The following is a 12,823-nucleotide window of genomic DNA, read 5'->3' on the forward strand; positions in this document are numbered from 1 at the left end:
CCCCCCCCCCCCCACCCCCCCCCCCCGGGGTGGGGGGTCTCCCAGCGGGCCCCCGGGCGCCCCCCCCCCCCCCCCCCCCCACCCCCCGCCCCCCGCGGGGGGGGGGGGGGGGGGGGGCGGGCGGCGGGGCGCCCCCCCGCCCCCCCCCCCCCCCCCCCCACAGCTGCCTTCTCGACGCGATCTGCCTCAGCGGTAGTCGTCGGGGAGCTGCGAGCCGATCTTGACCTGCGGCTTGGGCAGGCGCAGCGGGCGGATCTGGATGGCCCGCATGATCGCGTAGTAGGTGGTGCCCTTGAGGTCGTCGTCGGGGAAGCGGCGCCTGAGCTCTTTGCGGAGCAGGAAGCGCAGCGCGATCAGGTTGACGACCACGGTGGCCATCACCACGAGCGTGAAGAGCTGGGAGTACATCGCCAGCTCCACGCTGACGTAGGGCACCACGAGGGCGATGATCAGCACCGGCAGCACGATCTCGGCGAAGGTGAACCGCGCGTCGATCCAGTCGCGGATGAAGCGCTTGACCGGGCCCTTGTCACGCAGCGGCAGGTAGCGCTCGTCGCCGGTCTTCATCGCCTGACGCATCTTGTCGCCCTGCTCGGAGCGCTGGGCGCGGTTGGCGGCGTTGATCTCCTTGCGCGTACGCGGCTGCTTGAGGCGCGCCTTGCGAGCCGCCTCCGCCTCCTTGCGCGAAGGGGTCGGACGACCCTTGCCGATCTCCTTGACCGGGTTCTCGGGCTCGACGACCTGCTGGGCGGGGGACTTGCGACCGAACAACTTAAGTGACCTCTTACCTGTTGGCTGGGACACATACAGGATATCCCGAGCGGCCGTGACAGCGAGTTTTGTGGACCCGGCCTAAGGTGAGAGGCAACACTTGTCCTAGGACGACGAGAGTCCAGCGGCAAGCGACGACGCGGGGCGGCCGGCGGTCGGCCGCATATGAGAGGCGTAAAGGGAACCGATGAGTGTGATGAAGCGGCTGAGCCTGGTCTTCAAGGCGAAGGCAAACAAGGCGCTCGACAAGGCCGAGGACCCACGGGAGGTGCTCGACTACAGCTACCAGAAGCAGCTTCAGATGCTGCAGCAGGTTCGCCGCGGCGTCGCGGACGTCGCGACCAGCCGCAAGCGCGTCGAGCTGCAGATCAACGGGCTCAAGCAGCAGTCCGACAAGCTCACCGGCCAGGCCCAGAAGGCCATCGAGATGAACCGCGAGGATCTCGCTCGCGAGGCGCTGACCCGCAAGTCCGGCCTGACCAGCCAGATCAACGATCTCAACACGCAGCTCGCCACCCTCCAGGGTGAGGAGGAGAAGCTCACCCTCGCCCAGCAGCGGCTGCAGGCCAAGGTGGAGGCCTTCCGCACCAAGAAGGAGACCATCAAGGCGACCTACACCGCCGCCGAGGCGCAGACCCGGATCAACGAGGCCGTCTCCGGCATCGGTGAGGAGATGGGCGACATCGGCATGGCGATGCAGCGTGCCGAGGACAAGACCCTCGAGATGCAGGCTCGCGCCGGTGCGGTCGACGAGCTGCTCGCCTCGGGTGCCCTCGACGACCTGACCGCCGGTCCGTCCGACGACATCACCCGCCAGCTCGACGCGCTCAGCTCGACCAACGACGTCGAGGCCGAGCTCGCCGCCCTCAAGGGCCTCAACGCTCCGCAGCAGACCCAGGCGCTGCCCGGTGCCGACGCCAACGCGCCGGTCATCGACGTGGAGTCGACCGAGAAGAAGGCCGAGCAGTGATCGTACGCATCCTGGGCGAGGGGCAGTACGACCTCGACGATGCCGCCGTCGACAAGCTCAACGAGCTCGATGCCGCGGTCGAGACCGCCTGCAAGGGCACCGACGAGGCCGTCTTCGACGCCGCCCTCGCAGCGCTGCTCGATGGCGTGCGCTCGCTGGGCACCGCACACCCGGTCGACGCGATCGACTCCTCCGACCTGATCCTCCCCGGACCCGGCTCCACGCTCGCCGAGGTCTCCGAGATGCTCGGCGACGAGGGCCTCATCCCCGGTTAGAACACGGCAAGAACATGTCACGCTTCCAAGGTGATGCCGGGCTGACCGTCCGGATGACCACGGTGATGTTCCTGCTCGGCGCGCTGTTCGTCGGGCTCATCGTGGCGCTGATGTTCGTCATGCCCGCGCAGTGGGCGCCGATCATCGGGATCGTCGGGCTCGGCATCGCCTGGTGGCAGTGGTACTCCTCCGACACCCTCGCGATGCGCGCCATGGGCGCGCGCGAGGTCTCGGCCCAGGAGGCCCCCGAACTGCACGCGATGATCGACCGGCTGTGCACGCTGGCCGACATGCCGAAGCCGCGGGTCGGGATCGCGCACACCGACATGCCCAACGCCTTCGCCACCGGCCGCTCGCCGAAGCGCTCCGCGGTCGTGGTGACCACGGGCATCCTGCAGCGGCTCAGCGCCGAGGAGCTGGAGGGCGTGCTCGCCCACGAGCTCTCCCACGTCGCCCACCGCGACGTGCTGGTGATGACGGTCGCCTCCTCGGCCGGCATCGTGGCCGGGATGCTGAGCCGCGGCTCCCAGTACGGTGCGTACGCAGGTGGCGGCCGCCGCGACAACAACAACGGTCTCCCGGTGTGGCTGGTGGTGCTGCTGGTCTCGCTGGCGGTCTACGCCGTGTCGTGGCTGCTGCTGCGGATGCTGTCGCGCTACCGCGAGCTGGCCGCCGACCGGGCCGGCGCGCAGCTGACCATGAAGCCGGCGGCGCTGGCCAGCGCGCTGCAGAAGATCACCGGTGAGATCTCCGCGATCCCGAGCCGCGACCTGCGGTCCTCGCAGGCGCTGAACGCGTTCTTCATCGCGCCGGCGATCAGCGGCCAGTCGCTGCGTACGCTCACCTCGACGCACCCCTCGCTGGAGCAGCGCCTGGAGCAGCTCGCCAGGATCGAGGCCGAGCTCGGCCGCCCGGCGCAGTAGGGTCAGCCCCGTGGGTTTCTGGGATGTCATCACGGGTCGTTCGCGACCGAAGCAGGCCAACCTCGACGCGCTGTTCGCGGTGCCGACCGCCGCCCTCACCATGCAGACCTCGCTCGGGCTGGTCCCGACCGGCGACGGAGCGGTCTGCTACCGGGCCGCGGCCGGGGCAGGGTTCGCCGGCACCCAGAACGACATCGTCGCGCTGCTCGGTGCCTCCGAGAACGCGCCGAAGGTGACCACGAGCATCGACGAGTTCGGCTTCACCTGGCTCAGCGTGGACCATGAGTCGCTGGACCCGGCCAACCCCGACATCACCGGCCTGGTCACCGACCTCCACGCGGTCAACACCACCCTGGAGATGAACGGTTTCGGCCCGGGTCTGCTCTGCTCGCTGATCGCCTTCAGAGGGGCCGACGGACGTAGCGTCGGGCTGATCTACCTCTACAAGCAGGGCACGTTCTACCCCTTCGTCCCGACCGGCCCGCAACAGCGCGACAACCTGCTCGAGATCAACGTCCGCACCGCGATCGAGGGGGACCTTCCGGTCGAGAAGGACCTGTCCCGCTGGCTCGCGCTCTGGGGCGCCCCCGGGCTCTGAGATCGACATGGAACGCGGACTGAGCTTCGGGGCGGTCGCCGAGGACTACGAACGGTTCCGCCCCGGCTACCCCGCCGAGCTGGTCTCGCTGGTGAGCGAGGTCGCCGACGGCCCGGTTCGCCGGGCGATCGAGATCGGTGCCGGCACAGGGAAGGCGACCCGCACGTTCGCGGCCGCCGGGATCGAGGTGGTCGCGACCGACCCCGACGCCGACATGCTCGCCGTGCTCCGGCGCGAGTGCGCCGGCCTGCGGGTGAGGACCGTGCGTGCTGCTCTGGAGGAGCTCGATCCGTCCGCCTACGAGCCGTTCGACCTGCTCTACGCTGCCGCCGCCTGGCACTGGACGGTGCCGGCGACCCGGTGGGACCTGGCCACCGCCCTGGTCCGCGACGGGGGAGCGGTGGCCTTCTTCGGCGGCCCGTTCGTGCTGGCCGACGCCGCGGTCGCGGCCATTGAGGACGAGACGATCGCGGCGTACGCCCCGGAGGGCCGACACCTGCCGCCGCCCTCCGCGGTGGATGCCCCGATGCTGTTCCCCGGGGACGAGATGCTGGCCGATGACCGGCTCAGCGACGTGACTCAGCGGGAGGTGCCGCGCCGGTTCACCCTCGCTCGTGCGGACTACCTGCGCCACCTCGACACCATCTCGGCGGTCCGGATCCTGCCGGCCGCCGACCGGTCCGCACTCTTCGCCGACCTGGCCGCGGTCCTCCCCGAGCAGGTGGAGGTGCGTGCGGACCTGATGCTCCACACCGCCCGCCGCGCCGGCGCGAACGCGCCGGATTCACAGGCTCCGCACAGCCCGAGCCGACCTCTCGCATAGCCACGCTCACGACAGTCCTCTCGTCAGACCTCGGCGCCCCGCCGGGGTGGAGGAGAGAGGCAGTGTGGTGCGCAAGAGACTCACGGAGCGGTGGCGGAGGCTGGGGCGTACGGCCCGGGTCCTGCTCGCCGCCGGGGTGGCGGCAGTGGTGGTCGGTGGCGGGGCGGGCGCCTGGGCGCTGACCCGCGAGGACCCCGCGCAGGCCCAGACGATGACGGTGCAGGCCACCTCGGGGACCGTGAAGCAGACGGTCTCCGCCAGCGGCACCGTCGAGGCGGCCGAGACCGCCGACCTGACCTTCGAGGTCTCGGGCACCGTGACGAAGGTGCACGTCGCCGAGGGCGATGAGGTCACGAAGGGTCAGGCGCTCGCCGAGGTCGACGACGAGTCCTTGATCGCGTCCCGCACCGCGGCGAAGTCGGCGCTGGCCGCGGCCGAGGAACAGTACGAGGCCGACCAGGACTCAGGTGCCTCCGACGTACAGCTCGCCTCCGACGAGGCCGCCGTGGTCGCTGCCGAGGCCGACCTGGACAGCGCCCGCGAGGCGGTGGAGGACGCCGTGCTGCGCGCCACCATCTCCGGCACCGTGACGGCGTTCGACATCGAGGTAGGCGACACCGTCGGTTCCTCGTCCTCCAGCAGCTCGGGCTCGGGCGACAGCGCGGCGGGAGGCGGCGCGAGCATGCCCGGAGCCACCGGATCGGGATCGGACTCCTCGAGCGACGCCGGCTCCAGCGACTCCAGCGGCACCGTCACGGTCGTCTCCACCGACTCGTTCGTGGTCGAGGCGACCGTCAGCGCCGACGACGCGTCGACGGTCAAGAAGGGTCTCCAGGCCACCCTCACCCTCAACGGTGCCGAGGAGGACATCTACGGCACCGTATCGACGGTCGGGAAGGTGGCCGAGTCCAGCTCGACCGGTGCCGCGGTCTTCCCGGTGACCATCGCGGTCACCGGAAAGGTCGAGGACGTCTATCCCGGCACCAGCGTCACCGCCGCGATCACGGTCGAGCAGCGCGAGAACGTGCTCACCGTCAGCAGCGCCGCCATCCAGACCGACGGCGACAAGACGTACGTCGACAAGGTCGTCGAGGGGAAGGCGGTCAAGACCGAGGTGACGATCGGCGAGGTGTACGGCGCCACGACCGAGATCACCAAGGGCCTCGAGGACGGCGACAGCGTCGAGATGCAGGGGTTCACCAGGCCCACCGGCGGTGGTGGCGGTGACGAGGGCGGCCAGCGTGGACAGGGCGGATTCCCGGGTGGCGGAGAGCTCCCCGAGGGCTTCCAGGGCGGTTTCCCCGGTGGTGGCGGATTCTCGGGCGGCGGTGGCCAGTGAGCACGCTCGGTGTGACCTCCGAGACCACCGACGCGGTGGTGTCGCTGGAGGGCGTACGCAAGACCTACCACTCCGGTTCGATCGAGTTCGAGGCCCTGCGCGGGGTCGACATGCGGATCACGGCGGGGGAGTACGTCGCCGTGGTCGGACCATCAGGCTCGGGAAAGTCGACGCTGATGAACATCCTCGGCTGCCTCGACGTACCGACGCAGGGGAGCTACCACCTCGGCGGCGAGGACGTCTCGACGATGTCGGAGACCGAGCTCGCCCACGTCCGCAACCGCCGGATCGGCTTCGTGTTCCAGCAGTTCAACCTGCTGCCGAGCCTGGCGGCGTGGCGCAATGTCGAGCTGCCGCTGGTGTACGCCGGCATGAGCAGGGCCGAGCGGCACGAACGCGCCGTCGAGGCACTGACCAGGGTCGGCCTCGGCGACCGGGTCGAGAACCGTCCCGGTGAGCTCTCCGGCGGCCAGCAGCAGCGCGTCGCGGTCGCCCGGGCCCTGGTCACTGAGCCGGACATCATCCTGGCCGACGAACCCACCGGCAACCTCGACTCCGGCTCGACCACGGCCGTGCTCGGGCTTCTCGACGAGCTCCACGACAGCGGCCGCACGATCGTGCTGATCACCCACGAGCACGACGTCGCGGCCCGGGCGAGCCGGAACCTCACCATCCGCGACGGCCTGATCACCGCCGACGACCTGGTGGGGGCGGTGTCATGAGCTGGGGGGAGACCTTCCGCACCGCGTGGGACGCGGTCCGCTCACACCGGCTGCGGTCGATGCTGACGATGCTCGGCATCGTGATCGGCATCGCCTCGGTCATCCTCACGGTCGGGCTGGGTCAAGGCGCCCAGGACCAGGTGAAGTCGCAGATCAGCGCGCTCGGCAGCAATCTGCTGATCGTCTCGCCCGGCTCCTCGACCGACTCCTCCGGGGTACGCGGCGGATTCGGGTCCGCGTCCACGCTGACCCTCCAGGACGCCGACGCCATCGCGGACGACGAGGCGGCTCCGGACGTGAAGGGAGTCGCCCCGGTGACCTCCACCAACGCCCAGCTCGACACCAGCACGACCAACTGGACCACCTCGCTGGTCGGCGCCACGACCTCGTGGCCCGACGTACGCAAACGGGACCTCTCCTCGGGGCGCTTCTTCACCTCCCAGGAGGTCTCCCAGGGCGCGAAGGTGGTCGTGCTCGGGTCCGACACCGCCTCGGAGCTGTTCAGCGGACCGAGCAGCCCGGTCGGGCAGACCGTGAGCGTCGGCGGCACCCGGCTGACGGTGATCGGCGTGCTCGCCGCGAGCGGATCCTCCTCGTCGGGCTCGACCGAGGACGACACCGCGGTCACCCCGATCAGCACCGCGAAGGCCCTGACCGGCTCCTCCAGCTCGAGCGTCTCGACGATCTATGTGGAGGCCTCCTCGGAGGAGGGCCTCTCGGCTGCGTACCAGGAGATCAACGCGCTGCTGCTCAACCTGCACGAGGTGAGTGCGGCCGATGCCGACTTCACCATCTCGTCGCAGGACTCGCTGGTCGAGACCGCCAACGCCACCAACGAGACCCTCACGGTCCTGCTCGGCGGCATCGCGGCGATCTCGCTGCTCGTCGGCGGCATCGGCGTCATGAACATCATGCTCGTCTCCGTCACCGAGCGGATCCGTGAGATCGGGCTGCGCAAGGCGCTCGGCGCCACCCCGGCGGTGATCCGCAACCAGTTCCTGGTCGAGGCGTCCCTCCTCGGCCTGGCAGGTGGCGTGGTCGGCATCATCATCGCCTCCCTCGGCGCCTGGGGCCTGCCGGATCTGATCGGCCAGCCGGTCTCGCTCTCCCTGGTGGCGACCGCGGCCGCCTTGGCCACCTCCCTCGCGCTCGGCATCGGCTTCGGGGTCTATCCCGCGACCCGTGCCGCTCGCCTGACCCCGATCGACGCACTCCGCAGCGAGTGACGCACCCATCTCGATGTACGAAGGAACTCTTGTGAAGCGCATCTGTTTGGCAGCCATCGCCGTGGGCGGGCTGTTCATGTTCACGGCCTGCGGCTCCGACGACACGGCCCAGGACGCGTCCGGCGGCACCAGCCAGGAAGGTGGCCGGCAGGGTGGCGGCCAGGGCGGCGGGATGCCGGGCGCCTCCGGCACGATCGCCGCGGCCGACGGCTCCACCCTCCAGGTTCAGGGCAGCGACAGCCAGACCGCCGTGACCTACACCGACAAGACCGCGATCAGCCAGCAGGTCACCGGGAGCCTCTCCGACATCAAGGCCGGAGTGTGCGTGATGGTCACCCCGGCCGACGGCTCGGAGAGCTCCGACACCGCGGTGAGCGCGGGCTCGATCCGCGTCACGGAGAAGACCGACGGCTCCTGCCAGGGCGGCTTCGGCGGCGGCCGTCCCTCCGGGATGCCCGAGGGAGGGATGCCGTCCGGGATGCCCGAGGGGGAGATGCCCTCGGGTGCGCCCGAGGGCGGGATGCCTTCAGGTGGTCCGGGAGGCGGTGGCGGGTTCGGCACCTCGGGTGAGGTGACCGCCGTCTCCGGCGACACGGTGACGGTCGCCGCGACGAGCTTCGACCCGCAGGCCGAGGAGGGTGCCGAGCCGGAGACCACGACGGTGACCGTGACCACCACGGGCGCGACCACGGTGACGACGACCAAGACCGCCGACGCCGCTGCGCTGAGCATCGGTCGCTGCGTCACGGCCACCGGCACCGCGGACGACACCGGCGCGGTGAGCGCCGAGCGGATCGAGGTCTCCGACGCGGTCGACGGCGAGTGCTCCACCGGCTTCGGGCGCGGTGGGTTCCCGGGTGGCGGTGGCGGCGGTTCGCAGGACGGGGCGTCGTCGTGAGGCGGCCGGCCGCACGCTGGGTCAGAGCCACCTCGGGGGTGGCGACGCTGGCCGTCCTCGCCGGCTGCGGCTACGTGGCGTACGCCGCCTCGACCGATCCCGCCGACGGCTACCGGCTCGCGTCGGCCTCGACCGGCGACGTCGAGCAGACCCTCTCGCTCACCGGGACGGTCGCGCCGAACGGCCGCGCCGACCTCAGCTTCGGCACCAGCGGCACCGTGGCCGCGGTCGTCGAGGAGGGCGCCACCGTGAAGAAGGGCCAGGTCCTGGCCGAGCTCGACACGACCTCGCTGAAGAAGAGCCTCAAGACGGCCAAGGCCTCCCTCGCCTCGGCCAAGGCACAGCTGGCCTCCGACAAGGAGGCCCAGGCCTCCGGCTCCACCTCTTCTTCCTCGAGCACGGCCACCGAGTCGAGCGCCACGACGTCCGGCTCGTCCGACTCCTCGGGCGGTGTGATCGCGGCCGTCTTCACCGGCACCTCCGGCACCGTGACGACGGTCAGGGACAGCGACGTCGTCGCGCAGATCAAGGCGCTGCAGACCGAGGTCATCGATGCCCAGACCGCGGTCTCCACGGCCGGGCGCGAGCTCGAGGACGCGCAGGCCGACCTGGCCGCCGCGATCGACAAGCTCTCCGCGCTCGTCTCGAGCGGCGGCACGCTCGACGACGGTGGAGCCCTCGCCCAGGCACTGAACGACGCCAAGGCCAGCTGCACCTCGACCGACGAAGGCTCCTCGGAGACGTGCACCAGCAACCTGAACGACGCGCTCGCCGCCCAAGGCTCGGCCAAGGGCAGCGTGCAGGACGCGATCGGTCGGCTCGGCTCCGCGCAGGAAGCCGTCGGCCGCGCCAAGGAGGCGCTCTCGGGCGCGAAGGGAACGCTCGCCACCGCGATCGATGATCTCGACGCCCTGCTCGCCTCGGCGTCCGCCGGAGGATCCTCCGGTGGCGGGTCCTCGGGTGGCGGGTCCTCGGACGGAGGGACCGGAGGCGGTGACGGGGGTTCCTCCGGCGGCGCCAGCGGAGGAGCCCCGGAGGGTGGCCAAGGAGGCGCCGCGGGTGGATCCCCAGGAGGCGCCGGCGGCAGCGTCGAAGGTCAGAGCGGCGCGGGTACGCAGCCTGAGGGCATGACGGGCCAGGGCAGCTCGGAGAGCGGCTCCGGTAGTGCGATGGGTGGTGCGACGGGTGGCGCCGGCCAGTCGGTCACGGCGGCGACGATCGCCCAGGACCAGGCCGAGATCGACCGGGCGAAGGTCGACGTCATCGATGCCAAGGCAGCGCTGGCCGCCGCCGTGATCAAGGCGCCCGCGGACGGCACGGTCGCCGCTGTGGACGTCACCGACGGGTCCTCGGCGAGCGCCGGTGCGGCTGCGGTCACCGTGATCGCCGAAGGCCTGACGAGCGTCGAGCTCGACGTCACGAGCGCGCAGCTGGGCAAGCTGCAGGTGGGGCAGACTGCCACGGTCTCGCCGGCCGGTGTCGACAAGGATCTGCCCGGCAAGGTCACCCTGCTCGGCAAGGTGCCGGACACGTCCTCGGGCAGCAGCACCTTCTCGGTGACCGTGACGCTCGACGAGGAGGGCCTGGACCTGCTCGCCGGCAACACCGCGACGGTGGAGGTCGTCCTGGGATCCGCCGAGGACGTACTCACCGTTCCGGCATCGGCCGTCTCCAACGGCGCCGTGACCGTGCTCGACGCGGACGGGAACCCCCGAAGAGTACGCGTCACCACCGGCCTCACGGGCCGGACCACGGTCGAGGTGACCGACGGGATCGAAGCCGGCGACGAGATCGTGCTGGCCGACCTCTCGACCGCGCTGCCGACCACGGACGGCTCCTCAGAGGGCGGCGGTGGCGCGTTCAGCACCGGGGGCGGTTCAGGGGTATTCCCGGGTGGCGGCGGGGGAGGTGGATTCCCCGGTGGCGGTCCGCCGTCCAGATGACACGCACAGGAGCCACACAGGATTCACACAGCCTCTCGGTGCAGGATGAGTGACATGACCGCCGCCACCTCCGACATGACCCGCCTCGACGGGTCGCCCCTTCGAGTTCTCGTCGTGGACGACGAGGTCAACATCGCCGAGCTGATCATGATGGCGCTGCGCTACGAGGGCTGGGAGGTGGCGGCGGCACACACCGGCACCAAGGCCGTCAACGCCGCCCGCGACTTCACGCCCGACGCGATCGTGCTCGACTGGATGCTGCCCGACTTCGACGGGCTCGAGGTGCTGCGCCGGGTGCGGTCGACCAACCCGGCCGTACCCGTCCTCTTCCTCACCGCCAAGGACGCGGTCGAGGACCGGGTCGCCGGGCTGACCGCGGGCGGTGACGACTACGTGACCAAGCCGTTCTCGCTCGAGGAGCTCGTCGCCCGGCTGCGTGGGTTGATGCGGCGGGCCGGCGCGACCAGGGTCGAGGAGCACTCGGTGATCCGCGTCGGCGACCTGACGATGGACGAGGACTCGCGCGAGGTCCACCGTGACGGAGAGGAGATCACCCTCACCGCCACCGAGTTCGAGCTGCTCCGCTTCCTGATGCGCAACCCCCGCCGGGTGCTGTCCAAGGCCCAGATCCTCGACCGGGTCTGGTCCTACGACTTCGGCGGCCAGGCCAACGTCGTGGAGCTCTACATCTCCTACCTGCGCAAGAAGATCGACGCCGGGCGCGAGCCGATGATCCACACCATGCGCGGCGCCGGCTACGTGCTGAAGGCCGTTGAGTGAGCAGGCGGCTGAAGCGACTGGTCGCGCCGCTGAGCTCGCGCCTGGTCATCACCGCGGTCTCCCTGGTGCTGGTCGTCTCGCTCCTGATCGCCACGTTCGCGACCATCGCGCTGCGGGAGACGTTGACGGACCGGCTCGAGCGGGACGTGCAGGAGATGGCGCGGGCGGTCAAACGACCGGGACCCATGGGTATGGCCAACATTCCGCCGGACGCGATTCGTGCGATCATCCCGGCTTCCTCCGCTGCGGAGAGCCAGGTCGGAGGCTTCGACCCGGACTCGGAGGAGGAGCTGTCGGACGCCGACGTGGCGGTCCTGGAGAACGTACGCGTCGACGCCCGCCCACACCGTGTCGAGCTGCCGGGCCAGGGAAGCTACCTCGTGATCGCGGAGTCGGGATTCCTCGATACCGGTGAGCAGGCGGTGCAGGTCGTCGGGATGTCGACCGACGAGGTGGAGAACACCATCGAGAGCCTGATGTTCTGGGAGGCCTTGCTGACCCTGCTGGGCGTCCTGGCGGCCGCGGGCGCCGGCTACGTCGTCGTACGCCGCCAGCTCAGCCCGCTGCGCGAGGTCGCCGCCACCGCGCACACCGTCGCCGCGCTGCCGCTCTCCTCCGGCGAGGTCTCGGTGACCGAGCGGGTGCCCGAGCGACTCACCGACGAGGACACCGAGGTCGGCCAGGTCGGCGCCGCGCTCAACTCGCTGCTCGACCACGTCGAGACCTCGCTGGCCGAGCGTCACCGCAGCGAGCAGCAGGTACGCCAGTTCGTCGCCGACGCCTCCCATGAGCTGCGCACCCCGCTGACCACCATCCGCGGCTACACGGAGCTGGCCCAGCAGCGGCCCGAGGCCGTCCCCACCGCGCTCGGCAAGGTGGAGGAGGAGTCGCTGCGGATGACCGCACTGGTCGAGGACCTGCTCCTGCTCGCGCGCCTGGACCAGGGCCGCCCGCTCGCCCGTGACTCGGTCGACCTGACCCGGCTGCTCCTGGAGGCCGTCGACGACGCCCGCGTCATCGACCCCTCGCACACCTGGCGGCTCGAGCTGCCGGCCGACGCCGACGCCGAGGACGCCGAGGTGATCGTCACCGGCGACGCCCAGCGCCTCCACCAGGTGATCAGCAACCTGCTCACCAACGAGCGCCGGCACACGCCCGCCGGCACCACGGTCACCGTCCGCGTACGTCCTGACGGCTTCGACGTCCACGACGACGGCCCCGGCTTCCCGCCGGCCCTCGTCCCGCGCGCCTTCGAGCGATTCACCCGTGCCGACGAGGCCCGCCAGCGCGACGGCGGCGCCGGCCTCGGCCTCGCCCTCGTCCACGCCATCGTCACCGCCCACGGCGGCACCGTGCAGCTCGCCAGCGAGCCGGGCGACACCACCATCGCCGTACGTCTCCCCGCCAGCTGACCCCTCCCGAGACGTCGCCCGCGTCGGCCGAGAGGTCGCCCGCGTCGGCCGAGAGGTCGCCCGCGTTGGCCGAGAGGTCGCCCGCGTTGCCCGAGACGTCACACGCGTCGGCCGAGCTGGCAGTTCGATGCCGTCTCGGCCGA

General features: G+C 71.0%; 13 protein-coding genes. 12 read left to right on the plus strand and 1 reads right to left on the minus strand.

Annotated elements, in window-relative coordinates; translation table 11 throughout:
* Nucleotides 1–186: 186 nt before the first annotated feature.
* Entirely contained in the window at nt 187–771 is a 585-nt protein-coding gene (locus tag ACZ6WN_RS28280; protein WP_465869527.1) for a DUF3043 domain-containing protein, read from the minus strand.
* A 187-nt stretch (nt 772–958) separates the two neighbouring features.
* Between ACZ6WN_RS28280 and ACZ6WN_RS28285 the strand changes: the two genes are divergently transcribed.
* The 12 genes from ACZ6WN_RS28285 (at nt 959) to ACZ6WN_RS28340 (ending at nt 12,680) form a co-directional block, all read left to right on the plus strand.
* A complete protein-coding gene (locus ACZ6WN_RS28285; RefSeq protein WP_465869528.1) occupies nt 959–1,741 on the plus strand; it encodes a PspA/IM30 family protein in 783 nt (260 codons plus the stop codon).
* Complete coding sequence (gene pspAA, locus ACZ6WN_RS28290; RefSeq protein ID WP_357337766.1) at nt 1,738–2,016, plus strand: PspA-associated protein PspAA; 279 nt, start codon at nt 1,738–1,740, stop codon at nt 2,014–2,016. The genes ACZ6WN_RS28285 and pspAA overlap by 4 nt, the downstream gene beginning before the upstream one ends.
* Before the next feature lie 14 nt (nt 2,017–2,030).
* The gene (gene htpX, locus ACZ6WN_RS28295) at nt 2,031–2,939 is read left to right on the plus strand and encodes a zinc metalloprotease HtpX (protein WP_465869530.1); all 909 of its coding nucleotides are present in this window, start codon (nt 2,031–2,033) and stop codon (nt 2,937–2,939) included.
* Nucleotides 2,940–2,949: 10 nt separating this feature from the next.
* Nucleotides 2,950–3,537, plus strand: a complete 588-nt coding sequence (gene pspAB, locus ACZ6WN_RS28300; RefSeq protein ID WP_465869531.1) for a PspA-associated protein PspAB — start codon at nt 2,950–2,952, stop codon at nt 3,535–3,537.
* 7 nt (nt 3,538–3,544) lie between these two features.
* On the plus strand, nt 3,545–4,360 hold the full coding sequence (locus ACZ6WN_RS28305) for a class I SAM-dependent methyltransferase (RefSeq protein WP_465869532.1): 816 nt from the start codon (nt 3,545–3,547) through the stop codon (nt 4,358–4,360).
* Nucleotides 4,361–4,427: 67 nt separating this feature from the next.
* Nucleotides 4,428–5,699, plus strand: a complete 1,272-nt coding sequence (locus tag ACZ6WN_RS28310) for an efflux RND transporter periplasmic adaptor subunit (RefSeq protein WP_465869533.1) — start codon at nt 4,428–4,430, stop codon at nt 5,697–5,699.
* Entirely contained in the window at nt 5,696–6,421 is a 726-nt protein-coding gene (locus ACZ6WN_RS28315; RefSeq protein WP_465869535.1) for an ABC transporter ATP-binding protein, read from the plus strand. Before ACZ6WN_RS28310 ends, ACZ6WN_RS28315 begins: the two co-directional genes overlap by 4 nt.
* The gene (locus ACZ6WN_RS28320; protein ID WP_465869536.1) at nt 6,418–7,647 is read left to right on the plus strand and encodes an ABC transporter permease; all 1,230 of its coding nucleotides are present in this window, start codon (nt 6,418–6,420) and stop codon (nt 7,645–7,647) included. Before ACZ6WN_RS28315 ends, ACZ6WN_RS28320 begins: the two co-directional genes overlap by 4 nt.
* Nucleotides 7,648–7,678: 31 nt before the next feature.
* Complete coding sequence (locus ACZ6WN_RS28325) at nt 7,679–8,545, plus strand: hypothetical protein (RefSeq protein WP_465869538.1); 867 nt, start codon at nt 7,679–7,681, stop codon at nt 8,543–8,545.
* Nucleotides 8,542–10,488, plus strand: a complete 1,947-nt coding sequence (locus ACZ6WN_RS28330; protein ID WP_465869539.1) for a permuted SH3 domain-containing protein — start codon at nt 8,542–8,544, stop codon at nt 10,486–10,488. The genes ACZ6WN_RS28325 and ACZ6WN_RS28330 overlap by 4 nt, the downstream gene beginning before the upstream one ends.
* Nucleotides 10,489–10,533: 45 nt before the next feature.
* Complete coding sequence (locus ACZ6WN_RS28335; RefSeq protein WP_465869540.1) at nt 10,534–11,268, plus strand: response regulator transcription factor; 735 nt, start codon at nt 10,534–10,536, stop codon at nt 11,266–11,268.
* Nucleotides 11,265–12,680, plus strand: a complete 1,416-nt coding sequence (locus tag ACZ6WN_RS28340; RefSeq protein ID WP_465869541.1) for a sensor histidine kinase — start codon at nt 11,265–11,267, stop codon at nt 12,678–12,680. The genes ACZ6WN_RS28335 and ACZ6WN_RS28340 overlap by 4 nt, the downstream gene beginning before the upstream one ends.
* The last annotated feature ends 143 nt before the right edge of the window (nt 12,681–12,823 follow it).

It is taken from the genome of Nocardioides sp. NPDC054178, assembly GCF_055585005.1.